General features: G+C 61.7%; 22 protein-coding genes and 1 pseudogene. 14 read left to right on the top strand and 9 right to left on the bottom strand.

Going from position 1 to position 24,418, the window contains the following annotated elements; translation table 11 throughout:
- Positions 1 to 128: 128 nt before the first annotated feature.
- Positions 129 to 566, bottom strand: a complete 438-nt coding sequence (locus tag K5K89_RS14775; protein WP_231999500.1) for a hypothetical protein — start codon at positions 564 to 566, stop codon at positions 129 to 131.
- 162 nt (positions 567 to 728) lie between these two features.
- A pseudogene (locus K5K89_RS28655) lies at positions 729 to 1,834 on the bottom strand (DUF4113 domain-containing protein); the annotation flags it as partial.
- Between the two features lie 487 nt (positions 1,835 to 2,321).
- On the opposite strand from K5K89_RS28655, the gene K5K89_RS14760 reads away from it, so the two are divergent.
- Genes K5K89_RS14760 through K5K89_RS14750 form a run of 3 tightly spaced genes read left to right on the top strand, consistent with a single transcriptional unit; the run spans position 2,322 to position 3,855 of the window.
- On the top strand, positions 2,322 to 2,942 hold the full coding sequence (locus K5K89_RS14760; protein ID WP_222539621.1) for a LysE family translocator: 621 nt from the start codon (positions 2,322 to 2,324) through the stop codon (positions 2,940 to 2,942).
- A gap of 3 nt (positions 2,943 to 2,945) precedes the next feature.
- Entirely contained in the window at positions 2,946 to 3,338 is a 393-nt protein-coding gene (locus K5K89_RS14755; RefSeq protein WP_071488131.1) for an ester cyclase, read from the top strand.
- A gap of 34 nt (positions 3,339 to 3,372) precedes the next feature.
- Positions 3,373 to 3,855, top strand: coding sequence for a VOC family protein (locus tag K5K89_RS14750; protein WP_071488130.1), 483 nt, complete (start codon positions 3,373 to 3,375; stop codon positions 3,853 to 3,855).
- Here K5K89_RS14750 and K5K89_RS14745 read toward each other — a convergent pair.
- The gene (locus K5K89_RS14745) at positions 3,852 to 4,748 is read right to left on the bottom strand and encodes an SGNH/GDSL hydrolase family protein (protein WP_071488129.1); all 897 of its coding nucleotides are present in this window, start codon (positions 4,746 to 4,748) and stop codon (positions 3,852 to 3,854) included. The genes K5K89_RS14750 and K5K89_RS14745 overlap by 4 nt on opposite strands.
- Before the next feature lie 207 nt (positions 4,749 to 4,955).
- Between K5K89_RS14745 and K5K89_RS14740 the strand changes: the two genes are divergently transcribed.
- From K5K89_RS14740 to K5K89_RS14725, 4 genes are all read left to right on the top strand, one after another.
- The gene (locus tag K5K89_RS14740) at positions 4,956 to 6,347 is read left to right on the top strand and encodes a hypothetical protein (RefSeq protein WP_071488128.1); all 1,392 of its coding nucleotides are present in this window, start codon (positions 4,956 to 4,958) and stop codon (positions 6,345 to 6,347) included.
- 293 nt (positions 6,348 to 6,640) lie between these two features.
- Complete coding sequence (gene dapA / locus K5K89_RS14735) at positions 6,641 to 7,504, top strand: 4-hydroxy-tetrahydrodipicolinate synthase (RefSeq protein ID WP_222539620.1); 864 nt, start codon at positions 6,641 to 6,643, stop codon at positions 7,502 to 7,504.
- 116 nt (positions 7,505 to 7,620) lie between these two features.
- Positions 7,621 to 8,997, top strand: a complete 1,377-nt coding sequence (locus tag K5K89_RS14730; protein ID WP_222539619.1) for a pyridoxal-phosphate dependent enzyme — start codon at positions 7,621 to 7,623, stop codon at positions 8,995 to 8,997.
- Positions 8,994 to 10,160, top strand: coding sequence for a cystathionine gamma-synthase (locus K5K89_RS14725; protein WP_222539618.1), 1,167 nt, complete (start codon positions 8,994 to 8,996; stop codon positions 10,158 to 10,160). Before K5K89_RS14730 ends, K5K89_RS14725 begins: the two co-directional genes overlap by 4 nt.
- A gap of 95 nt (positions 10,161 to 10,255) precedes the next feature.
- Here the strand turns inward: K5K89_RS14725 and K5K89_RS14720 are convergent, their stop codons facing one another.
- Positions 10,256 to 12,454 (bottom strand): OsmC domain/YcaO domain-containing protein, encoded by a 2,199-nt coding sequence (locus K5K89_RS14720; RefSeq protein WP_071488124.1) that lies wholly within the window; start codon positions 12,452 to 12,454, stop codon positions 10,256 to 10,258.
- A gap of 222 nt (positions 12,455 to 12,676) precedes the next feature.
- On the opposite strand from K5K89_RS14720, the gene K5K89_RS14715 reads away from it, so the two are divergent.
- Both K5K89_RS14715 and K5K89_RS14710 read left to right on the top strand, forming a co-directional pair.
- Positions 12,677 to 14,182 (top strand): methyl-accepting chemotaxis protein, encoded by a 1,506-nt coding sequence (locus K5K89_RS14715; RefSeq protein WP_371322059.1) that lies wholly within the window; start codon positions 12,677 to 12,679, stop codon positions 14,180 to 14,182.
- A gap of 267 nt (positions 14,183 to 14,449) precedes the next feature.
- Positions 14,450 to 15,070 carry a LysE family translocator gene (locus K5K89_RS14710; protein WP_222539616.1) on the top strand — a complete coding sequence of 207 codons (621 nt, stop codon included), beginning with the start codon at positions 14,450 to 14,452 and terminating at the stop codon, positions 15,068 to 15,070.
- On the opposite strand, the gene K5K89_RS14705 is transcribed toward K5K89_RS14710, so the two are convergent.
- On the bottom strand, positions 15,057 to 15,719 hold the full coding sequence (locus K5K89_RS14705; protein WP_071488121.1) for an O-methyltransferase: 663 nt from the start codon (positions 15,717 to 15,719) through the stop codon (positions 15,057 to 15,059). The two genes, K5K89_RS14710 and K5K89_RS14705, sit on opposite strands and share 14 nt — an antisense overlap.
- Before the next feature lie 111 nt (positions 15,720 to 15,830).
- Here K5K89_RS14705 and K5K89_RS14700 point away from each other — a divergent pair, with 111 nt between their 5' ends.
- The 3 genes from K5K89_RS14700 to K5K89_RS14690 all read left to right on the top strand — a co-directional run bounded on the left by K5K89_RS14700 (position 15,831) and on the right by K5K89_RS14690 (position 17,942).
- The gene (locus K5K89_RS14700; protein WP_071488120.1) at positions 15,831 to 16,463 is read left to right on the top strand and encodes a TetR family transcriptional regulator; all 633 of its coding nucleotides are present in this window, start codon (positions 15,831 to 15,833) and stop codon (positions 16,461 to 16,463) included.
- Between the two features lie 29 nt (positions 16,464 to 16,492).
- Positions 16,493 to 17,287: a suppressor of fused domain protein gene (locus K5K89_RS14695; protein WP_222539615.1), complete on the top strand. Its 795-nt coding sequence runs from the start codon at positions 16,493 to 16,495 to the stop codon at positions 17,285 to 17,287.
- Positions 17,288 to 17,459: 172 nt separating this feature from the next.
- Positions 17,460 to 17,942 (top strand): GNAT family N-acetyltransferase, encoded by a 483-nt coding sequence (locus K5K89_RS14690; RefSeq protein WP_222539614.1) that lies wholly within the window; start codon positions 17,460 to 17,462, stop codon positions 17,940 to 17,942.
- 9 nt (positions 17,943 to 17,951) lie between these two features.
- Here the strand turns inward: K5K89_RS14690 and K5K89_RS14685 are convergent, their stop codons facing one another.
- Positions 17,952 to 18,479, bottom strand: coding sequence for a GNAT family N-acetyltransferase (locus tag K5K89_RS14685; protein ID WP_222539613.1), 528 nt, complete (start codon positions 18,477 to 18,479; stop codon positions 17,952 to 17,954).
- A gap of 162 nt (positions 18,480 to 18,641) precedes the next feature.
- On the opposite strand from K5K89_RS14685, the gene K5K89_RS14680 reads away from it, so the two are divergent.
- The gene (locus tag K5K89_RS14680; protein ID WP_222539612.1) at positions 18,642 to 19,202 is read left to right on the top strand and encodes a cysteine hydrolase family protein; all 561 of its coding nucleotides are present in this window, start codon (positions 18,642 to 18,644) and stop codon (positions 19,200 to 19,202) included.
- A 143-nt stretch (positions 19,203 to 19,345) separates the two neighbouring features.
- Here K5K89_RS14680 and K5K89_RS14675 read toward each other — a convergent pair whose 3' ends face one another.
- Entirely contained in the window at positions 19,346 to 20,848 is a 1,503-nt protein-coding gene (locus K5K89_RS14675) for an FAD-dependent oxidoreductase (RefSeq protein WP_222539611.1), read from the bottom strand.
- Between the two features lie 49 nt (positions 20,849 to 20,897).
- On the opposite strand from K5K89_RS14675, the gene K5K89_RS14670 reads away from it, so the two are divergent.
- Positions 20,898 to 21,395, top strand: a complete 498-nt coding sequence (locus K5K89_RS14670; RefSeq protein WP_261400627.1) for a MarR family winged helix-turn-helix transcriptional regulator — start codon at positions 20,898 to 20,900, stop codon at positions 21,393 to 21,395.
- Between the two features lie 80 nt (positions 21,396 to 21,475).
- Here the strand turns inward: K5K89_RS14670 and nirD are convergent, their stop codons facing one another.
- Both nirD and nirB read right to left on the bottom strand, forming a co-directional pair.
- Positions 21,476 to 21,838: a nitrite reductase small subunit NirD gene (nirD, locus tag K5K89_RS14665; protein ID WP_071487881.1), complete on the bottom strand. Its 363-nt coding sequence runs from the start codon at positions 21,836 to 21,838 to the stop codon at positions 21,476 to 21,478.
- A complete protein-coding gene (gene nirB / locus K5K89_RS14660; RefSeq protein ID WP_222539610.1) occupies positions 21,838 to 24,378 on the bottom strand; it encodes a nitrite reductase large subunit NirB in 2,541 nt (846 codons plus the stop codon). The genes nirD and nirB overlap by 1 nt, the downstream gene beginning before the upstream one ends.
- Between the last annotated feature and the right edge of the window lie 40 nt (positions 24,379 to 24,418).

Below are 24,418 nucleotides of genomic sequence, written 5' to 3'. Positions count from 1 at the left end.
CCCGACCACCACTTTAAATCGCTCCTAGTTTCTCAGAGACCGAATGACTGGTTCTGGCCGACTGCTGCCGGTTGTGAGGGGGAGGAAACGGCCAAAGGCTGCCTGTCGTAATCGCCCTATAGCTGTCATTAAATTGAGGTAACGAAGCGGGTTTCGAGGCCTACACTTACTGGCGGTAGCGCATTAATCAATACGACGGCGTCGTCGCCCTGGTTAAGGTAGATCAATGAGTCTCCGGTCTCGAACGTAACTCTGAATCCGGCCAGCCAAGGCTCTTGCCCGTTGAGAGAGTCAAGAATTCCCTCAACTGCGCAAATTTTTGTGTTCTCGAGGTGGGTTGCTGATAGACCTGCAAGTAGGTTTTCCCTATTCCAGGAGCAGGTCACGTTCGGCTCTATCTCGAAGGAAACCGGCGTATCAGAAGGCAACAAGTCCGCGCCTACTCTATCGCCATCACTCAAGAGATACATGGATAAAACTTCTCGCTCGCCAAAACGCCACTCTAGAGAACCTACGTATCCCAGATCTTTCTCGTCGTTGAAATAGTACTGATAGTGCAGCAGCACGCTCAGCCGCTTTCCCAAAAGCGAACGTGCGTTTTGCAGGTCTAGGGCAGCTCTTGTAGGGGATGGGGAGTGTCGGCTAGACATCGGGCACCTCATACAGGTGGGAAGAGAGGCAGATACTACACAAACGCCATTACGTCCGCTTCTGTCCGAAAGCTGTCGCTACCTACAGGCGACGGACCAAAGCTGATCGAGCTTCGTCGTATAACTCTGACTCATCATATCGCGGCGCATGCCCCAATCAGAATCTGCCGGCACACAAGCCGAGCGCAACGTTCCCCTACCCCATCGCTCATTGATCTGGTCCATGACCGTCATCACCCGAGTCGCCTCCGCCGGCTGTGATATAGCAAACAAATCATCGGTGTACTCTCCAGGCTGGCAGAGGTTCAGCAACATCACCTCAACCTTGCTGTACTTAAACCTAGTCGAAATATCCGATCAAGCGCACCCAGCGCCGCTTGAGTAAGCAGCCGCACGTCATCAGTGGGATATGGCATATCCACCACCACCCCATTGGCATACTTCGCCTCCTCCGGATTGAACATGCCAGTTCGAATGCACACGCGTACCTTCTTACACAGCGATTTCTGAGCGCGGAGCTTCTCAGAGGCACGCATCATGTAGGTGGCCACCGCCTCTCTTATTGGCGGCAGCTCTGTCAGCCTCATGCCGAACATGCGGCTGCAGCAGATCTCCTGCTTTGGAGGATCCGGCTCATCCAGTTCCAGGCAAGGCGTGCCGCCCAACTCCCTGGCAGTCTTCTCGATCACAATGCTGAACTTCTTACGGAGCGTCCAAGGATCGGCCTTAGCCAGGTCCATAGCCGACTTGATACCCATGGCATCAAGATGGAGTTTCATCTTTCGACCGACACCCCACACTTCCGCCACGTCCGTATTGCGTAGCACCCAGTCACGCTTAACCGGATCGGTGATGTTGACCACCCCACCGGTTTGGGATTGCAGGCGCTTCGCGGTGTGGTTTGCCAGCTTCGCCAGAGTCTTTGTGTGAGCGATACCAACACCGACAGGGATACCCGTGCAGCGAAGCACCTGGGCACGAATCTGCCGGCCTAAGGCATCCAACTCACCAATACCAGTCAGGTCGGCGGACGCCTCGTCGATGCTGTACACCTCAACCGCCGGCACCATCGCCTCGATCAGGCTCATCACGCGCTCGCTCATGTCGCCGTACAGCGCATAGTTGGAGGAGAACGGGACAATGCCGTGCTGCTTGAGCTTGTGCTTGATCCGGAAATACGGCTCTAGACTAAGGAGTCCTGGACAATATGACCCTATGTGCGGCTTTGTGCGCCACCCATACTCTTACAACCTTCTAGTTGCCCCCAAAAGCCAATGCCGCTTATAGTCCGCCCCGTCGCCCACATGGCGATCAGGTTTGGCGACCTGACTATCGGATGCAAAAGCACTGCGCTCTTTTGTAGATGCTGTTGCACACCTGCAAAATTGTCTCAATGGCGGCTGTGCGCGGGAGACCTTCGGGTCTGCCGGGTTTTCCGATACCGGTTCGCCAACCTGCGTACAGCTGTCACCCTATCGTTTGGCGACGACTGAGTGGCGGTCAACTACTACGGCTGCGCTCCGAGGTTTCAACCCCCGAAGAAGCACCTGCAAGCCAGAGCTAAGCTGAGCCGCGCGCGTTGGTGTCGTCTTAGAACCAACGCGCGCATTGTCCAACCGCCCCGCTCCCCTTATCCTCACCCCTACCCGCCCCCGCAAACCCGGAGCCGCCATGGACCTCGCCACCCTCGCCCTTTTCCTCCCCGCCTGCTTCGCCCTGAACATGGCGCCGGGCCCGAACAACCTGCTGTCCGTGAGCAACTCCACCCGCTACGGCTACCGCACTTCGTGCCTGGCGGGCATTGGCCGTTTGCTGGCCTTTGCCGGCATGATCGCCCTCGCCTCTGCAGGCTTGGCGGTGGTGCTGCAGACGTCGGAGCTGTTGTTCTACGGGATCAAGATTCTGGGAGCGGCGTATCTGTTGTATCTGGCGTTGCAGTTGTGGCGCGCGAATCCCGAGGCCGAGGCGCAGGCGGGTACGGCCAAGGTCGGTTTGTGGGCATTGGCACGGCAGGAATTTTTAGTGGCGGCGGGCAATCCGAAGGCGATCCTGATCTTCACGGCCTTCCTGCCGCAATTCGTGGTGCCCGGCGAGCCGATCACGCCGCAGTTCGCGCTGCTGGGCGCGCTGTTCCTGGGACTGGAGTGGATCGCCATCAGTGCCTACGCCTATATGGGCCTGCATATGCGGCGCTGGTTTGCCGAGCCTCGGGGCAAGCGGATCTTCAATCGCTGCTGCGCCGGGTTGTTGTCGGCGGCGGCGTCGGTGTTGTTGATGGCGCGCAGGGCCTGAACGATGACTCGCGACGAACTCGCTGCCTTTTACCAAGGCTATATCGACTGCCTGAACCGTCAGGATTGGGAGCACTTGGGTGACTTCGTGCACCCGGACGTGACCTACAACGGCGAAGTCGTCGGCCTCGCCGGCTACCGCGCCATGCTGGAGCGGGATTTTCGCGAGATACCGGACCTGGTGTTCCGCATCCAGCTGCTGGTGGCCGACCCGCCGACCGTGGCCAGTCGCCTGAACTTCAAGGTCACGCCCAGGGGCGAGTTCTTCGGGTTGCCGATCAATGGACGCCAGGTGACGTTCGACGAAAATGTGTTCTATGAGGTGGTCGACGGCACGTTCGCCCACGTCTGGTCGGTGATCGACAAAGCGACCATCGCGCAACAACTGGGCGGCTAAACTCCACAGGGCCATTCTCACGTGGAGACCGATCATGCCCCACAAAAACACGCTCTGCCTCTGGTACAACGGCACCGCCCTTGAGGCCGCGACCTTCTATGCCCTGACCTTTCCGGACAGCCGGGTGAATGCCGTGCACCTGGCGCCCGGCGATTATCCGTCCGGCAAACAGGGCGATGTATTGACCGTGGACTTCACCGTCTTGGGCATCCCCTGCATTGGCCTCAACGGCGGGCCGATCTTCTCGCATACCGAGGCGTTTTCGTTCCAGGTGGCCACCGATGACCAGGCCGAAACCGACCGTTACTGGAACGCCATCGTCGGCAACGGCGGCCAGGAAAGCGCCTGCGGCTGGTGCAAGGACAAGTGGGGGCTGTCGTGGCAGATCACCCCACGCGTGCTGACCGATGCGGTGACCCACCCCGACCCGGCGACGGCAAAGCGCGCCTTTGACGCGATGATGACCATGAGAAAGATCGACATCGCGACGATTGAGGCGGCGATAGCGGCGGGCTAAGGCAGGGCATCCAGCATGGCGTTGGCCGCCAGGGCATGGACCTTGCGGGTGGGGTGCCATTCGTCCCAGTAATAATGCGCGTCGGGGTTGGCGCACACCGGTTCAGCCTCCGGATAAGTGGCCTGGCACGGCGTATCGAGGTCGGTGAAACCATGGGCTGTCGGGTTGGCGCGCAGTGTGTCGCTGAAAGCCAGGTGGTCGAAGTAGCTGACCTTCGCCGTACCGATCTGCGCCAGCACGGCCGGGAGTTTCTGCGCGAGCAACTGCTGGTATTTTTTCGCATTGTCGACCTGGTTGCCCTGCACCACCGCAGGCACATGGCTGAGGTCTGTGGTGCCCACCACCATCACATGCCGGGCACCCGCTGCCACCAGTTGCTCAGTGGCTTTGCGGATATTCGCCAGGCTCGATTCGCTCAGTGCCTCAAGGGTTTGCGAGTGGGAGAAGTCGGCCCACTCGAAAAAGTCATTGGCCGAGATGAAGATGAAGTACAGCGCCTTGGGGTCGGCCTTGTGGGACTTGGCAGCCTGCAAGTGCTCGGCGACCTGCCCCAGGACGCCGGTGTCCTGGGAAGGCATTATCCAGGCGTAGTAATTGCCGTGGCCACTTTTGGCGCCGCCCACCGCGTAGTCGGTCAGCGGTGTGTGCAGAGCCTGGGCCAGGCCCTCGACGGCGGTCGGGCCGTTGCTCCAGCGCCCCTTCCAGTACAGCGGCCCAGGCAACGCCTGGGCGTCCTTTATGTTCTGTGCGGCGAGCTGTGTGGTGAGCGCTTCGCCCGCGCCGTTGTCGGAATAGCTGTCACCGAAGGCATACAGGTGATCGTAGGTCGAGGCGCCAAAGGCGGTCGAGGCGGACAGGCTCAGCAGAGCGGCCAAACACGCACGTCGGATCATTGCGTTTCTCCCGGAATGTCTGCACAGACTACCGGTTGGCGGCAACCACACAGGAACGATTGCGACGCGCACATATCCAGCGGCGGCCACATCACGGCTGTACAGCGACCACCCGGCTGGTTAGGCTTGGCGCCTGCAACATCCCGTTAAAGTTTCCGCGTCACCCGCCGTCACCCTGACATCCCGAATGGACTCAACGAGGCTCTCGTGCGTTTTATCACTCCGCTTTTGCTGATCGGTGGCATCGCCACCCTGGCCGGTTGCGCCACCCAGAAAACCCAGGTCGAAACCATGCTCGCCGGCGCCCTCGCCCAGCCCCTGGTGGAAAACAGCATCGTGCGCGAAGGCGACGTGCTCAGCTTCGAGCTGTTGATGCCTGGCGATCCGGGCGCCCTGCGCCGCACGTTGCAAGTCGAGGCCGCCTGTTCCTCGCCGCAACTGCACCTGCTGTACCTGGATGGTTCGCAACGGGTCTACCCCGCCAGTGCCGGCCGCTACAGTTCGCCCCGCAGCTTGTCGCCACAGCTGCGTGCAACCCTGGCCGCCAACCAGACCTTCGTCCGTGCCTGCGCCGAAACACCGAAGCCCGACTGGCGCCTGGTACAGACCAACGAGCGCGACAACCAGGTGCTGATCGACGCCAACAGTATCAAGAACGTCAACGGCGAAACGCGCTTCTGGGCCGCCTTCGACAACCCGACGGTGCTCAACGACCTGCCCTACAACGCCCCGTACGCGCAAAAACGCGAGCACTTTGCGGTGTCGTGCAAAGGCGGCACTTACAAGCAGTTGGCCGGCTACGACATGGATGCCAACAACCGCGTCAGCGACGGCCGGGTCGACAGTTTCCCTACGCCGCAGAACATCGCTGGCAGCAATGCCGACTACGAATTGCTGTTCAACAAAGTCTGCGTCAGCCCGGAAAAGATCGCCGCACTGCCCGCGTTCAAACCGCGCATGAAAGCGCCGGCCACCATTGCCCTGACCTCGGTGCAACCGGCGGTGCTGGCGGCCATCACCCAGTTGAACCTGGACAAGCCCACCCGCTCGTTCAAATACGTCCAGTTCGTGGGCACCAGCAACTACCGTGGCAAGACCAGCGATAACCAAAGCACGCAGTTCATCAGCCAGGACACACCAAGCGGCCAGTTGGCCCTGGCCACCCGTGGCGACGGCTATGAGAGCCAGGCCGTGAGCTGGCGCAACCTGTTCCACCTGGTGTCCAAAGCCACCTACGGCGGTTCGGGCATGGCGGAAAGCTCGACCCTGACCCAACTGAGCTTCACCGGTAACTGGAAGGCCCTGCCCGTGGGCGAGACCGTCACCTACACCACCGTACGCTCCAGCCTCAACAGCCTGATCGGCAGCAGCACCAACACGCAGACCAACCGTTGCCAGGTCGAGCGTGAACTGCCGGCCAGCGAACTCAACGCGAAACTGGCGGGCAGCGCCAAGGCATTGTCCTGCCGAACCGACGACGACAAGTACAAGCGCGTCAACCACCTGTACTTCCTGACCGACTACGCCTACTTCTTTGAATCGAGCACCGACAAGAACGAGTTTTTCTACTCTGACTCGCGTATCGATAAATTCGAATAAGCCCCGTTGACACACTCTGCAATATTCCATGAAGATGGAGGCCTTGTTCAGGGTGTGTCAGCTTATGTCCGCAATGCCTTCCGTTAACCGTTCCGTCATTGGCTTGATTGCCAAGGCGCAAGGTTGCGTTGCGCACGCCCTCAAATCGAAGAAACAGTCGCTCATGTGACCGGGGCGCGCTGTCCCGTCAGATGAGCTGACAGGACATTGAGCGCGACGGTCTACTCTCCCTTGCACAATTGCCCCTGCCCTTCTGACGGTGACTCAAGCGGTCAATCATCAGGAGAAAGTGCATGTCATCGTTTCAAGGTATCTGGGTTCCCGTGGTCACGCCGTTCCATGACGGCGCCATTGATTTCATTGGCCTGCACCGCCTGGTCAACCACCTGCTGGAAAAACACGTGGCCGGGATCATGGTGTGCACCACCACCGGCGAAGCGGCGTCGCTGAGTCGGCAGGAACAATTGGCGGTGCTCGATGCGGTGTTGCAATGGGTGCCGGCGCACCGCGTAGTGATGGGCCTGGCGGGCTATAACCAGATTGAGCTGCTGCACTTTCAGCGTGAAATCCTGCAACGCCCGGTGGCTGGGCTTTTGGTACCGGCGCCGAGTTACATCCGCCCGTCCCAGGCCGGCCTGGAAGCGTTCTTCCGCACCGTGGCCGATGCCTCCAGCGTACCGATCATTCTGTACGACATTCCCTACCGCACCGGCGCCACGTTCGAGCAGGCCACCTTGCTCAACATCGTCGCCCACGAACGCATCGTGGCGATCAAGGACTGTGGCGGCAACCTGGACAATACCCTCGCACTGCTGGCCAGCGGTGAGGTGGATGTGTTGTGTGGCGAAGACTTGCAGATCTTCAACGCGCTGTGCCTGGGCGCGACGGGCGCGATTGCAGCCTCGGCGCACGTCAACACGGAACAGTTCGTGGCGCTGTGCCAGCAAGTCCGCGACAACCAGTTGGCCGACGCGCGGGCAACGTTCATGCAGTTGGTGCCGCTGATCAACACGCTGTTCATGGAGCCCAACCCGGCACCGGTGAAAGCCGCCCTGGCCCTGCAAGGCTTGATCGGCAGCGAGTTGCGCGCACCGATGCAGGCAGCCAGCGTGGCAGTTGTCGCCCGTTTGCGGCAGGTGCAGAACCTGCTCGGCTAATGCGCCAAAAACAGACAACGAGCGGACCGTCCGGTTGCGACCGGACCGATCCCGGCCTATCGTCGAACCCAGGCTTTGCCTTTTGCTGTCCAACCCATCCGTATTCAGGTGACGACATGCCCACGCTGCCCCGCCCCGCCGTGCTCGAACTGATCGGCAACACGCCGCTGGTTCGGGTCAGCCGGTTCGATACCGGCCCTTGCACGCTGTTTCTCAAACTCGAATCCCAGAACCCCGGTGGCTCCATCAAGGACCGCATCGGCCTGGCCATGATCGACGCCGCCGAACGCGATGGCCGCCTGCGCCCCGGTGGCACCATCATCGAAGCCACCGCCGGCAACACCGGCCTGGGCCTGGCGCTGGTCGGCCGGGCCAAGGGCTATCGGGTGGTACTGGTGGTGCCCGACAAGATGTCCACGGAAAAAGTACTGCACCTCAAGGCCATGGGCGCGGAGGTGCATATCACCCGCTCCGATGTGGGCAAGGGCCACCCCGAGTATTACCAGGACGTGGCCGCACGCCTGGCCAGGGATATTCCGGATTCGTTCTTCGCCGACCAGTTCAACAACCCCGCCAACCCCCTGGCCCACGAAACCAGCACCGCGCCGGAGATCTGGGCACAAACCCAGCACGATGTGGATGCGGTCGTGGTGGGCGTCGGCTCGGCCGGCACCCTCACCGGCCTGACGCGCTTCTTCAAGCGCGTGCAACCGGCACTGCACATGGTGCTTGCCGACCCGGTGGGTTCGGTGATGGCCGAGTACAGCCGCAGCGGCAAGCTGGAAACGCCAGGCTCCTGGGCGGTAGAAGGCATCGGCGAAGACTTCATCCCGTCGATTGCCGACCTGTCCAGCGTGCGCCACGCCTATTCCATCAGCGATGAGGAAAGCTTCGATCACGCCCGGCAGTTGCTCAAGGCCGAGGGCATTCTCGGCGGTTCCTCCACCGGCACCCTGCTCGCCGCCGCCCTGCGTTATTGCCGCGAACAAACCACGCCCAAGCGTGTGGTCACCTTTGTCTGCGACACCGGCACGCGCTACCTGTCGAAGGTCTACAACGACCAATGGATGACCGACGCCGGCCTGTTGCACTACAAGCACTACGGTGACCTGCGCGACCTGATTGCGCGGCGCTTCGAGGACGGCCGCGTGATCAGCGTGAGCCCCGACGACACCCTGCTCACCGCGTTCCAGCGCATGCGCCTGGCGGATGTCTCGCAACTCCCGGTACTGGTGGACGGCCAGCAACTGGTCGGTGTGATCGACGAATCCGATATCCTGCTCGGCCTGCACCAGGACGCCAGCCACTTCACCCTGAACGTCGCCAGCGCCATGACCACGTCCCTGCAAACCCTGGCCCCCAGCGCCAGCCTCGCGCAGTTGCAAGCCGAGCTGGATCGCGGCCTGGTCGCCATCATTGCCGACGCGTCGGGCTTCCATGGCCTGATCACCCGCGTCGACCTGCTCAACCACCTACGGAGATCCCTTGCATGAGTCAGTCCGATAAAAGTGCGTTTGCCACCCGCGTGATCCATGCCGGGCAATCTCCCGACCCAACCACCGGCGCGCTGATGCCGCCGATCTATGCCAACTCCACCTACCTGCAAGACAGCCCCGGCGTGCACAAGGGCTTTGACTATGGTCGCTCCCACAACCCTACGCGGTTTGCCCTGGAACGCTGCGTGGCCGACCTGGAAGGCGGCAGCCAGGCGTTTGCCTTTGCCTCCGGGCTGGCGGCGATTTCGACGGTGTTGGAGTTGCTGGACGCCGGCGCCCATGTCGTGTCCGGCAATGATTTGTACGGCGGCACCTTCCGCCTGTTCGACAAGGTGCGCCAACGCAGCGCCGGGCACCGCTTCAGCTTTGTCGACCTGAGTGACCTGTCGGCCTTTGAAGCGAGTCTGCAGGACGACACGCGCATGGTCTGGGTCGAAACCCCGAGCAACCCGCTGCTGAGCCTCACCGACCTCAGCGCCATCGCACGCATCTGCCGCGCTCGCGGGATCATCTGCGTGGCCGACAACACCTTCGCCAGCCCGTGGATCCAGCGCCCGCTGGAGCTGGGCTTTGATGTGGTGGTGCACTCCACCACCAAATACCTCAACGGCCATTCCGATGTGATCGGCGGCATTGCCATCGTCGGCGACAACCCCGAACTGGCCGAACGCCTGGGCTTTTTGCAGAACTCGGTCGGCGCCATTGCCGGGCCCTTCGACGCCTTCCTCACCCTGCGTGGCGTGAAAACCCTGGCCCTGCGCATGGAGCGCCATTGCAGCAACGCCCTCGACCTGGCCACCTGGCTGGAACAACAGCCGCAAGTGGCGCGGGTTTACTACCCGGGCCTCGCGTCCCACCCGCAGCATGAACTGGCGCGCAAACAGATGCGGGGGTTTGGCGGGATGATTTCAATCGACCTGAACAGCGACCTGGCCGGCGCCAGGCGCTTCCTGGAAAACGTCAGGATCTTCGCCCTGGCCGAAAGCCTGGGTGGTGTGGAAAGCCTGATCGAACACCCGGCGATCATGACCCACGCCAGCATCCCGGCGGCGACGCGGGCGCAACTGGGAATTGGCGATGGGTTGGTGCGGTTGTCGGTGGGGGTTGAGGATATGGAGGATCTGCGCGCGGACCTGGCGCAGGCCCTGGCGCTCATATAAACAGCTTGCCTTGATCTATGTGGCGAGCAGCCCGCTCGCCACAACAGGCCCGCTCACCACAGCACACCTGCTCAGCACAGCAAGCCAGATAGGCGTCAGGCCAAGGCGACCTTGGCCCGCGCCGCATGCAGCTTCTTGTAGCTGTCGATCAAGCGCAGATGCCGGTCCAACCCTTCCAGCTTCATGCTGGTCGGCGTCAGGCCATAAAAACGCACATCGCCCTTCACCGAGCCAATCACCGCATCCATCCGCTCATCGCCAAACATGCGGCGGAAGTTGGCTTCGTAGTCGGCCAGTTCCAGGTCGTCGTCCAGTTCCATCTCCAGCACCGCATTCATCGCCTGGTAGAACAGGCCGCGCTCGACGGTGTTGTCGTTGTATTGCAGGAACATCTCCACGCACTCCTTGGCCTCTTCATATTGTTGCAAGGCCAGGAAGATCAGCAGTTTCAGTTCCAGGATGGTCAGTTGGCCCCAGGCGGTGTTGTCGTCGAATTCGATGCCGATCAGGGTGGTGATATCCGTGTAGTCGTCCAGTTCGCTTTCGATCAGGCGCTCGACCAACGCCTGCAGTTCCTCCTCGTCGAGGCGGTGCAGGTTGAGGATATCCTCGCGGAAAAACAGCGCCTTGTTGGTGTTGTCCCAGATCAGGTCATCCACCGGGTAGATTTCCGAGTAGTCCGGCACCAGGATGCGGCAGGCGGTGGCGCCGAGGTGTTCGTACACGGCCATGTAGGACTCTTTGCCCATGCCTTCGAGAATGCCGAACAGGGTCGCGGCTTCCTGGGCATTCGAGTCTGCGCCTTCGCCAGTGAAGTCCCACTCGACGAATTCGTAATCCGACTGGGCACTGAAGAAGCGCCACGACACGACGCCGCTGGAGTCGATGAAGTGCTCGACAAAGTTGTTGGGTTCGGTCACCGCCTGGCCTTCGAAGGTCGGCTGCGGCAAGTCGTTCAGGCCTTCGAAGCTGCGGCCTTGCAGCAGTTCGGTAAGGCTGCGCTCCAGGGCCACTTCCAGGCTTGGGTGGGCGCCGAAGGACGCAAACACGCCGCCGGTGCGCGGGTTCATCAGGGTCACGCACATCACCGGGAATTCGCCGCCCAGGGAGGCGTCTTTGACCAACACCGGGAACCCCTGGGCTTCAAGGCCCTGGATGCCGGCGAGGATGCCGGGGTACTTGGCCAGCACCTGCGCCGGTACGTCCGGCAAGGCGAACTCGCCTTCGATGATTTCACGCTTCACGGCACGCTCGAAGATCTCCGACAGGCACTGCACCTGGGCTTCGGCCAGGGTGTTGCCGGCGCTCATGCCGTTGCTGAGGTAGAGGTTCTCGATCAGGTTGGACGGGAAGTACACCACTTCGCCATCCGACTGGCGCACGAACGGCAGCGAAACGATGCCGCGTTGTTCATTGCCGGAGTTGGTATCGAACAGGTGCGAACCGCGCAGTTCGCCGTCGCGGTTGTAGATTTTCAGGCAGTAGGCATCCAGGATCTCGCTCGGCAGCTCGTCGTTGGGACCTGGCTGGAACCAGCGCTCATCCGGGTAATGCACGAACGGTGCGTTGGCCAGTTCCTCGCCCCAGAACTGATCGTTGTAGAAGAAATTGCAGTTGAGCCGCTCGATGAACTCGCCCAAGGCCGACGCCAGGGCGCCCTCCTTCGTCGCACCCTTGCCGTTGGTGAAGCACATCGGCGAATGCGCATCGCGGATGTGCAACGACCAGACGTTAGGCACGATATTGCGCCACGACGCGATCTCGATCTTCATGCCAAGGCCTGCGAGGATGCCGGACATGTTGGCGATGGTCTGTTCCAGCGGCAGGTCTTTGCCGGCGATGTAGGTGCCGCCCTCGGAAGTCGAATTCGGCATCAGCAACGCCTGGGCATCGGCGTCGAGGTTCTCGACTTCTTCGATGACAAACTCAGGCCCGGCCTGTACCACTTTCTTGACGGTGCAGCGGTCGATGGAACGCAAAATGCCCTGGCGGTCCTTCTCGGAGATATCCGCCGGCAACTCGACCTGGATCTTGAAGATCTGGTTGTAGCGGTTTTCCGGGTCGACGATGTTGTTCTGCGACAGGCGAATATTGTCGGTGGGGATATTGCGCGTCTGGCAGTACAACTTCACGAAGTACGCCGCGCACAGCGCTGACGACGCCAGGAAGTAATCGAACGGCCCCGGTGCCGAGCCATCGCCTTTGTAGCGAATGGGCTGGTCGGCAATCACCGTGAAGTCATCGAACTTGGCTTCAAGCCGGAGGTTGTCGAGAAAGTTGACCTTGATTTCCATGGGGGCACACCAGAATAACGGCTAAACAAAAATGGCCGCCATTATGAGGTGTTTCACCGCGAAGTTTCAGGCTTTTGACCAATGGCTGGCGAATTGGCCAATGTGGATTAACCTTTTTGCGTTTGGCGCCGATGGACTGAGGGCAACCAGGGAGTAGTCGGAATGCGCAATAACCAGCCCGTAACACAGCGTGAGATTTCCCTCGCGCCTTCGCAAAAACTCATCTCCGCCACGGATGTCCGAGGGGTCATCACTTACTGCAACGACGCCTTTGTCGACATCAGCGGCTTTGAACGCGCCGACCTGATCGGCGCGCCGCAGAACATCGTGCGCCATCCGGATGTGCCACCCGCCGTGTTTGCGCACATGTGGGGTGCGCTCAAGCAAGGCCTGCCGTGGATGGGCATCGTCAAGAACCGCTCGAAAAACGGCGATCACTATTGGGTCAACGCCTACGTCACGCCGATCTTCGATGGCAGCCAGGTCGTCGGTTTCGAGTCGGTGCGGGTCAAGCCCACGGCCGATGAAATCCGCCGGGCCCAGGCCCTGTATCAACGGATCAGCCAAGGCAAACCGGCCGTCCCGCGCCAGGACGCCTGGCTGCCGGCAGCACTCGGTTGCGTGCCTTACGTGGCCACCGCAGTGGCCGGCAGCCTCGCAGGTCTGTTCTTCGACGCGCCGCTCGCAATTGCCGTGGCCGTCGCCGTCGCGGTGCCGGTGGGCGTGCTCTGCTCACGCTGGCGCCAAGGCAGCACACTGCGCCTGCTGCAGGGCGTAGAACCCTCGACTTCGGACGCCTTGATCGCCCAGATGTACAGCGACGCCAGCGGGCCACAGGCACGCCTGGAAACTGCGTTCCAAAGCCAGGCCGCGCGCCTGAAAACCTGCCTCACCCGCCTGCAGGACAGTGCCGAACAATTGAGCGCCCTGGCCGGGCAATCCGATCAGTTGGCCACCGCCAGCTCCAAGGGCCTGGACCGCCAGCGCGTCGAAACCGAACAGGTCTCGGCCGCCGTCAACCAAATGGCCGCCACTACCCAGGAAGTCGCCAGCCACGTCCAGCGCACGGCGGATGCCACCCAGCAAGCCAATGTGCTGACCGGGCGCGGCCGTGAAGTGGCACGGGACACCCGTGAGGCCATCGAACGTTTGTCCAGCGTGGTCAGCGAAACCGGCGCGACCGTAGCGCAACTGGCGCGGGACAGCGACGAAATCGGCAGCGTGGTGGACGTGATCAAGGCCATTGCCGACCAGACCAATCTGCTGGCCCTCAACGCCGCCATCGAAGCAGCGCGGGCCGGTGAGCAAGGCCGTGGCTTTGCCGTGGTCGCCGATGAAGTGCGCCAACTGGCACAGCGCACGTCCCAATCCACCACCCAGATCCACGGGCTGATTACCCAACTGCAGGCGTCGTCCAACAACGCCGTGCAAAGCATGGAGAACGGTCAACGCCAGGCCCAGGAAGGCGTGGCCTGGGTACTCGAAGCCGACCAGGCCCTGGTGGGCATCAGCGAGGCGGTGTCGCATATCACCGACATGACTACCCAGATCGCTGCCGCCACCGAGGAACAGAGCGCGGTAGCCGAAGAGATCAGCCGCAACATCACCACCATCGCCGAACTGGCCGACCAGACGTCGACCCAGGCCCGTCAATCCACGGACCTGAGCAAGGAACTGACGAACACTGCGTCCACCCAGTATGCGTTGGTGGAGCGGTTCAACCGCTGAGCCTTTGCTGAACACCTGGCTAGCCGGTTTGTTGTGGCTAGCCGGTGTCCTGTAGCTAACCGGTGACCTGTGGCGAGCGGGCTTGCCCCGCGTTGGGCTGCATAGCAGCCCCAAAACCAGACACTGAGGAATACCTGACACATCGCAGCTCTCATTGATGGGGCTGCTGCGCAGCCCAACGCGGGGCGAGCCCGCTCGCCACAACAATCTCCTTCACTACAACATAGTATGCTTGGGTTCACCTCCACCCAATCACGAAGCCCGCCCATGTCCATCACGGATAACCTCCTCGCCTTCACCTTCGCCGCCACCCTGCTCACGCTCACACCCGGCCTCGATACAGCCCTGGTGCTCAGGACGGCGACGGTGGAAGGCAAGCGCCAGGCGCTGCAAGCTACGCTGGGCATCAACGCCGGCTGCCTGCTGTGGGGCGCAGCGGTTGCCTTCGGTCTGGGCGCACTGATCGCTGTGTCGGAAGTCGCCTTCAACCTGCTCAAGTACTGCGGCGCCGCGTACCTGGCCTGGCTGGGGTTGAACATGCTGTTGCGTCCGCGCCGCTCACTGGCCAGCGCCGAGGTGCAGGGCAAGCCGGCCGGCAACTGGTTTATCAAGGGCATGCTGGGCAATGTGCTCAACCCCAAGGTGGGGATTTTCTATGTGTCGTTCCTGCCGCAGTTCATCCCCCAGGGCCAGCCGTTGATCCTGTGGACGTTCGGCCTGGTGGGCATCCATGTGCTGCTCGGCCTGGTGTGGTCACTGGTGTTGATGGGTGCCACGCAGCCGCTGTCCGGTTTCCTGCGCCGGGAAAAGGTCATCCAGTGGATGGACCGCACCACTGGAATGATCTTCATAGTGTTTGCAGCGCGGTTGGCATTCAGCAGGCGCTGAGCCGTATGGACAGTTCGATGTCATCGGCAAACGGTACAGACACGTAGCCGTTCTCCGGGGCGCGTACGTGGGCCAGGTATTCAGGGCAGTAATCGGTGTTGTCCGCCACCACCAGCGCGCCGGGGCGCAGGTGCTTTTCCACCAGGCCCAGCACGTCGCCATACAGCGTCTTGGCGCCGTCCAGCAGCAGCAAGTCCACACTGTCCGGCAGGTCGCTGGCCAGGGTGACCAGTGCGTCGCCTTCGCGGATATGGATCAAGTCACTCACCCCACCTTCGATGAAGTGCTCACGCGCCAGGGCAATCTTCGAGGCTTCGAATTCGCTGCCGATCAGCACACCGCCGCCGTTGTCACGCAGCGCAGCGGCCAGGTGCAAGGTGGACAGGCCGAACGACGTGCCAAACTCCACAATCGCCCGCGCCTTGCTGCTGCGCGCCAACAGGTAGAGCAGCTTGCCGGTGTCCCGCGAGACCGGCAGCCACAGGTCCTTGAGCAGCGAATACAGCGCCACGTATTCTGTCTTGCTGCGCATCAGCCGATCGCGTTCCTCCTTGGATACCGAGTTCACCAAGGGGCTGGTAGCGGCGCTGGCTTGGGTATAAAGACGTTCGATCAGGGGCGCCAAAGGCGCAGTGGTCAGACTCGACATAATGGATTTCCGTAGGGTTGGGGCTAAGATGCGACTCATTCGTCGCATTAAAAGTATGCGAGTGATTCCCATCCTTCGCTATTCGCATTCGCCCTGCTTACGGAGCCCCGTATGACCCGCCGTCAGCCCCCGTGTATTTCCACGCGCAAACAGCCACAACAGGCGCGTTCCACCGAGCTGGTGGCGGCGATTCTCGAAGCGGCTGTTCAGGTTTTGGCCAAGGAAGGCGCCACCCGTTTCACCACCGCTCGGGTCGCTGAAAAGGCCGGCGTGAGCGTAGGGTCGGTGTACCAATACTTCCCCAACAAAGCGGCGATTCTGTTCCGTTTGCAAAGTGATGAGTGGCAACAGACCACCCGGATGCTGCGCAACATCCTGGAGAAACACGATGAAGCACCGCTGGATCGCCTGCGCACGTTGGTGCATGCCTTTATCCAGTCGGAATGCGAGGAAGCGCAGATGCGCGGGGCATTGAGCGATGCGGCGCCGCTCTATCGCGATGCACCGGAAGCGCTGGAAGTCAGGGCGGCGAGCCGGGAGACTTTCGACGCATTCATGCTGGAGTTACTGCCTCAGGTCTCCGAGCAGACGCGCGCGCTGGCCTGCGACTTGATTCTCACAACGCTCAGTTCGGTGGGTAAGGATTTTTCTTGCAGCCCACGCACGGCGCAAGAAATCGCTGTGTATGCCGAGGGGATGGCTGATATGTTTCGCGCTTATGTGAATGCGCTGAACCATCCCTGAAGCGCTCTCCCTCCAGCAAAGGACTGCCCATGAATTTCTTCAAGAAACTGTTCGGCTCGTCAAAAACAGTCGATACCCCACCAGTGGCTGAAGTGGATTCGCCCGACCCCGACAGCGCCAACCTGGCCGCACGCCTGGCCAGCGCCGAATGCCTGGACCGTCACTGGCAGTCTGTGGGCACCGTCGAACAAGACGTCCTCGCCTACCTGATCAGCCCTAGCTTCACCGGCGGCCCTCACTGGCCGTCCACGCGCCAGGCCTACCGCGTGGTACGCCGCGCCAACAGCATCGTGCTGGCAACCGAAGGGTTATCCGACCCGTTCGACGATGCCGAAGGCCTCGGCAATGGCTTCGAAATGGAACTGTTCCTGGAAACCCCCGACATCCCCGAAAATGCCCGCGGCAACCTCGGACACGTCGACCCGCTACGCCATAGCTGGGCATTCGAACTGCTCGAACACGTCGCCAAAACCGTCGCCAACGCCGGCGGCATCACCCAGCAACTGGAAAGTCATGGCGTCCTCTCCCTGGAGCTGCCCGGTTTCAGCCAGTCGCACCTGATGAGCGATCAGTTGCCCAACTTGTTCGTCACCGCAGACGACGCCACCGGCGTCCTGCTGGGCGGACCCGCCCCGGACTTCCCTACCCGCCTCGACGACATGCCGCTCTCACCGGTGCAACTGGTGCCGGTGGTGTTGATCACGGCGGCGGAGCTTGAATATGTGCGTGAAGGTGGGCGCGCAGCGCGGGAGGATCTGGTGGCACGGTTGCAGGCGGCGGGGGTTGGGCATGTGAGTTGTGTTGGTCGGGAAAGTTTGGTTTAAGGTGTTTTCATGGGTGGCGGAAATAGCTGCCTCTCGCGACAGGCATAAAACGGCCACACGGAGCCTGTCGGATGCCGCCGGGAAATCAGGGGCAATTCAGTGAGGCTGACTTGGGAACCACATATCAGGCTCTCCATACTGGCCTTCCATGGTGGTAAATAGAGCGCAAAATATGCCCGTCACACCCGATCTAAATTCCCCAGTCATTCTGGTCCCAGCTCAACAAGACGACCTGGACAATCTCGTAGCCATTCGAATTGAGGCTATGCGTGAAAGTCTGGAGCGTGTCGGGCGATTTGATCCGGTTCGCGCGCGAGAGCGGTTTCTTAGCGGTTTTGAAGCTCGCAACACACACTACATCGAGGTACTTGGAGAGAGGGTTGGTTTTGTAGTGGTCAAGCATCACCACAATGAACTCTTGCTCGACCACTTGTATGTGAGACCGAGCGCGCAAGGATCAGGTATAGGCTCTGTTGTTCTCACTCAGATTTTTAAAGTAGCGGATGCGGTTGCGCTCCCTATTAGAGTTGGAGCTCTCAAAGACAGCGCTTCGAATCGCTTTTACATCCGCCATGGCTTCCAATTCGTCGAAAGCAGTGAATTCGACAATTATTATGTTCGTCAGAGCGTTCCGGGGGTTGGCCCAGCTTGCTAGCTGGATGTGTCAACCCTGTTGTGCAGAAAAGACCAACCGATACCTGACTTCCTCGAGTGTTGCACCGCCTCTCACCAGGTTGCGCTCAGTGCCAGGGTCTGCGACACAGCCCGCCCTGCGATAAAACCGTATAGCTCGTTCATTACGGCTCAACACCCAAAGTGTCAGGCCCTGATGGCCCTGCTCGCTCAGATACTCAACGCCGGCCGTCCACAACGCCAGCCCCACGCCTGTTTGCCAGTACCCGGCCAACACATAGATGGCCATGACCTCACCGGTGTTGGCACCCGCAGCCTCCTCGTCACGGCTGGCACCGACCGATATCCAACCGACCATCTGTCCGTCCACCTCCGCGACCCAAACCTTGGGCTCGTCCGACTCAATCGAGCGCATCCAGAAGGATTCACGCTGCGCCAGGGTCGCTTGCAACCCGCTCAAATACTCGGCCGGCATCAGGTCACGATAGGCGTCCTGCCAACTGCTGATATGCACCTGGGCAATGGCCCTTGCGTCGTCGGGTAATGCCTTGCGGATCATGCCGGTATTCCTTTTTCGAGCAATGGCCTTCCAGTAAACCCACGCCTCATGACCGTTTATATTCGCCGGGTGGCGACGGGGCTATCTGGCTTCGAACAAATCGCTGTCTGGGTGCCCAGGTTGGCTGATATGTTGCGAACCTCACGAGCAAAGGGATGCACCATGCCACCGTTAGCCAGCAATGCCGCACTGCTGATCATCGACATGCAGCAAGGCATGAACCAGCCGAAGCTTGGGCGACGCAACAACCCCGGCGCCGAAGCGCAGATACAGCGCCTGCTGCAGGCGTGGCGGCAGTCCAACCGCACGGTGGTGCACATCCGCCACATATCCCGCTCGCCCGACTCGGTGTTCTGGCCGGGCCAACCGGGTTGCGAGTTCCAGCCGACCCTGCAACCGCTGGCGCATGAGCACGTGGTGGAAAAGAACGTCCCGGATGCTTTCACGGCCACGGGTCTGGAGCGCTGGCTGCATGCGCGTGGGATCCGCCAACTGGTGATCGTCGGCGTGATCACCAACAACTCGGTCGAGTCCACCGCACGTTCGGGCGGCAACCTGGGTTTTGAGGTGACGGTGGTTGCCGACACCTGCTACACCTTCGACCAGACCGATTTGTCCGGGCGCCTGTGGCCGGCCGAGGATGTGCATGCGCTGTCGCTGAGCAATCTGGCGATGGACTATGCCAAGGTTGTAGAGACCACTGAAATCCTGGATAGGTTGTGAGCATGACGCATCAGACCGGCAAGCGAATCGCCTTGCGCAGGTCTCCATGCTCGCTTTCGGCATGTGGCAGCGCATGCGTCCAGTCATAAAACGGCCCGCACGCGCCTCGATATCAGTTTATATGACGAACTGATCCAGAGTTATCAGGCCGCCGGGCTTATCCCGGCGTGAACCAACAGATAAGACTCCAGTTCCTCTCGTTGCCCGGACGTTACAATCGCGCCGATATACCCATCAGGCCGCACCAGCACCCACTCGCCAATCGCCAGTTGGTAGGCACGTTGAAACTGACCTTGCTCGTCAATCACATCTCCCTCAGGCCCAACGATATGGACCTGCACGCCCGGCCAAGCGGGCACTGAATCACGCGTGACGTCATACCCCAGCAGTGTCCAGTGCGTGCCCTGGAACAGATGGAACAGCCGCAGCACCTGCCCGGCGGCACCTCGGACCGGCGCGTCCGGCGCCCGGTCGCCCGCTGCAATGCCGCTACGCACGGGGTGCTGCAACGCCAGTGAGGACTCGGGGTAGCCAATGTCCAGTTGATGCACTTCCCTGCCCCGGCGCAGTTCGCCGTGCTGCATTTCTCCCAGCAGTCTGGTGGACAAACCGAGCACGGAGGCGGCCACCGGCCGGCGCTCTTCTTCATAGGTATCGAGTAAAGCCTCGGGGGCGCCCTGCACCACCGCTGCCAGCTTCCAGCCGAGGTTGTAGGCGTCCTGCACACTGGTGTTGAGGCCCTGGCCCCCGGTGGGCGGGTGGATATGCGCGGCGTCACCCACCAGCAGCAGCCGGCGCAGGCGGTAGTGATCGGCCAGGCGTGCATTCATGGTGTAGGCCGATGACCAGCTCACGCTGTGCACCTGGACATCGGCGCGACCGGTGCGTTGGGCGATCAGTGCGGTGAGCCCTTCGGCGCTGAAGTCGATGTCGCCCTCGGCCGGGATCGGCCCCTGAAGCTGGAACAGGTCGGTGCCAGCCAGCGGACAGATCGCAATCTGGCGTTGCATATCCCCTTCGCCAAAGCGATGCCAGGCCTCACGCGTCAGGCCGGTAAGCACCCCATCCGCCACCAGGGCGCGCACGCCCAGGGTCTTGCCGGGGAAGCCGATAGCCAGCGCATGCCGGACAAAGCTGCGACCACCATCGGCCCCCACCAGCCAGCGGGCACGCAGGCTTTCTTCGCCGCCCTGGCCGGCCAGCCTGGCGGTGACGCCATCGGAATCCTGTTCGAAGCCGACCAGCTCACAACCGAACTCAGGCCAGTGGCCCAGTTCAAGCAGGCGCTCGCGCATCACCTGTTCCGTCAGAAACTGCGGCACCATCAAGGGTTGCCGGTAGGGCTCGGCCGGTGTCGGCGCCTTGGATGCAGTGAATTCGGCATCGCTGTAGCTGCCATCGTCGCGGTAGCGCCGGTCAGTCGGATAGACTCCACCCTCCGCCATCAAACGGTCGAGAATCCCCAGGTCCTCGAAGACTTCCTGGGACCTGGGCTGGATACCCTTGCCACGTGAGCCCTGGAATGGCTGGTGGTTTTTTTCGATCAGGCGGAAGCTGATGCCCCTTCTCGCCAGGTCGATCGCCAGGGTCAGGCCGGCGGCACCGGCACCGCAAATCAGTACATCGACAGCCAATTGCGCTTTCATATGGATCACCTATATGTGCAATACGCACATATTAAGAGAGGCCAACACCGTGTCAATTAAAAGCGTGCAAAAGGCACATATATCCGCCCAGCTGCGTGACCTGCATGGCTCGTTGGTCGAGATCGTAGGGGTGATGAACCGCCCTCAGCGCGACGAAGCAATGGTGCGCGAAGCCGGGATTTCCCTGGACCGCGCCCTGTTTCCGTTGCTGGTGCTGGTCGAGCGCCTGGGGCCGATTGGCGTGGTCGAACTCGCCGACCGCGTGGGCCGCGACTACACCACGGTCAGCCGGCAGGTGGCGAAGCTGGAAAACCAGGGGCTGGTTACGCGCCAGGCAAGCGCACTCGACCGCCGTGTGCGCGAGTCGGTGATCACCGAGAAAGGCAAGGCCATGACCGACCGCGTCGATGACGCGCGGGAAAGGATCGGTATGTCGATCTTCTCCACCTGGGAGGAAGGCGATTTCGACAACCTGGTGCGACTGATGCGCAAGTTTGCCGAGGACATCAAGGAGGATTCCGTGCGTGCGACGAAGGGTATTTCCTGAAGCCATCCATCTGCAGGTTTGCTGTGGCGAGCGGGCTTGCCACAACAAGCCCGTTCACCTCAGCAAGCCCGCGCACGGCATCAATCCAACGCCAACTCCACCACCCCACCGTTCAACCGCACCGGCCATACCCGCAAGCGCTGCTCCGGCGCCTCCAGGCACTGCCCGTCTGCCAGGCGGTAATGTTGCTTGTAGATCGGCGCCGCCACCACCAGGTCACCCTTGATGCTGCCGATCAAACCGCGACCGATCACATTCGCCCCCGACTGCGGGTCGTGATTGTCGATGGCATACAGCGTCTGCGCCTGCGCGCCCGGCAGATAGAACAGTGCGACTTGCGCGCCGTCCAGCCACACCACCACGCCGGAGTTGCTCACCAGGTCTTGCTCGCGGCACACCTGCGTCCAGGTGGCCAGGTTGCGTTGGGTAGTGGCTTGGCTCATCAGGCAATCTCCTCGGTGGCGGCAATCAGGTTGAGTTCGGCGGCCATGATTGGCCGGCGCTGGCCGCGTTCCTGGACGAAGTGGATGTCCGGGTCGGGGCGTTTGTCGTTGACGAAGGTGCGAAAGCGCTTGAGTTTTTCCGGGTCCTTGAGGGCGTTGGCCCACTCGCATTCGTAGCGGTCGACCACCCGTTGCATCTGCGCTTCGAGTTCGGCGCCCAGGCCCAGGCTGTCGTGCAGGATCACGTCCTTGAGAAAATCCAGGCCGCCTTCCAGGCTCTCGCGCCACACCGAGGTGCGCTGCAGCTTGTCGGCGGTGCGGATGTAGAACATCAGGAAGCGATCGATGTAGCGAATCAGCGTGGCGTCATCCAGGTCGGTGGCGAACAGCTCCGCATGGCGCGGGCGCATGCCGCCGTTGCCGGCGATGTAGAGGTTCCAGCCTTTCTCGGTGGCGATCACGCCCACATCCTTGCTCTGGGCTTCGGCGCACTCGCGGGTGCAACCGGACACCGCGAACTTGAGCTTGTGCGGCGAACGCAGGCCCTTGTAGCGGTCTTCGATCAGCAGCGCCATTTTCACGCTGTCTTGCACGCCGTAGCGGCACCAGGTGCTGCCCACGCAGGACTTCACCGTACGCGTGGACTTGCCGTACGCATGGCCGGTCTCGAAACCGGCCGCGATCAATTCGCCCCAGATATCCGGCAACTCGTGCAGCTGTGCGCCAAACAGGTCGATGCGCTGGCCGCCGGTGATCTTGGTGTAGAGGTCATATTTCTTCGCCACTTCACCGATCACAATGAGTTTGTCGGCAGTGATCTCGCCACCCGGAATACGCGGCACCACCGAGTAGGTGCCATTCTTCTGCATGTTGGCCATGAACGTATCGTTGGTGTCCTGCAACGGCACCAGGGACGGATCCATGATCGGCTGGTTCCAGCACGACGCCAGGATCGAGCCCACCGCCGGCTTGCACACGTCGCAACCAGTGTGACCACGGCCATGTTTGGCCAGCAGTTCGTCGAAGGTGACGATGCCTTCCACGCGCACCAGCGCGTACAGCTCCTGGCGGGTATGGGCAAAGTGTTCGCACAGGCTCTTGTCGACACTCACGCCACGGGCGATCAGCTCATGCTCGAACACCTGCTTGAGCAACCCGGCGCAGCCGCCGCAACCGGTGCAGGCCTTGGTCTGCGACTTGAGCAGGCCGAGGTCGCTGCAACCGCCGTCGATGGCAGAGCAGATCGCGCCTTTGGTCACGTTATGGCAAGAGCATACGGTAGCCGATTCCGGCAGCGCACCGGGGCCGAGGGTGGGTGCGCCGCTGGAAGACGGCAGGATCAGGCTGGCCGGTTCAGACGGCAACGCGATGCCGTTCTGCATGTACTGCAGCAACGTGTCGTAGTAGCTGTTATCGCCGACCAATACGGCACCGATCACCTGCTTGCCCGAAGCATCCACCACCAGGCGCCGATAGCTGGCACTGGCCTCGTCGATGAATTGATAGCTGCGCGCCCCGGGCGTGTGCGCATGGGCGTCGCCGATGGACCCCACGTCCACGCCGAGCAACTTGAGCTTGGTCGACATGTTGGCGCCCACAAACGGCTCGGCGGTTTGCGCGCAGAGCAGCGCGGCGACGCCCCGCGCCATCTGGTAGCCCGGCGCGACCAGGCCGAACAGGCTGCCGTTCCAGGAAGCGCACTCGCCAATCGCGTAGATATTCGGGTCGCAGCTCAGGCATTCATCGTTGATCACCACACCGCCACGCGGACCGATGTCCAGGCCGGCCTGGCGGGCCAGTGCGTCCTGGGCGCGGATGCCGGCGGAGAACACGATCAGGTCGGTTTCGAGGAATTCGTCATTGGCAAAGTTCATGCGGTAGCGGTACTGCTCGCCGGCGCTGATCGACTGGGTCGCCCGTGACAAATGCACGCCCACGCCCAGCCGCTCGATCTGCGCCTTGAGCGCCAGGCCGCCGAAGTCATCCAGTTGCACCGGCATCAGGCGCGGCGCGAACTCCACCACATGGGCTTCAAGGCCCAGGCTTTTCAGCGCATTGGCGGCTTCCAGGCCCAGCAGGCCACCGCCCACTACCACACCGCGTCGGGCATTGGCGGCGGCCTTGCGGATCGCATCCAGGTCTTGAAGGGTGCGATACACCAGGCGTGAGTCGCCCTCGGCGCCTTCGATCGGCGGCACGAACGGATAGGAACCGGTGGCCAGTATCAGCTTGTCGTAGGCGACACAGCCGTCGGCGGTGATCACTTCACAGCGGGCGCGGTCGATCTCCAGCACCGGCACGCCCAGGTGCAGGGTCACCCCCGGCGTCTGGTACAGCGCAGCGTCGGACAGCGCCAGCGACTCGGCATCGCGCCCGGTGAAATACTCGGACAGATGCACCCGGTCATAGGCGCGCATCGGCTCCTCGCTGAACACGTGCAAACGGTAGTGAGCCAGCGCGCCGCGTTCGATCAGTTGCGCCACACAGTGGTGGCCGACCATGCCATTGCCGACGACGATCAAGGTTTTGAGAGAATTCATAGTAAGCACCTGACAACGCTCATCACGGTTTTAAAAGCAA

This window comes from Pseudomonas sp. DR208 (assembly GCF_019823005.1).
Lineage (GTDB): Bacteria > Pseudomonadota > Gammaproteobacteria > Pseudomonadales > Pseudomonadaceae > Aquipseudomonas > Aquipseudomonas extremorientalis.
This window is presented reverse-complemented; position numbering and strand designations above follow the sequence as displayed.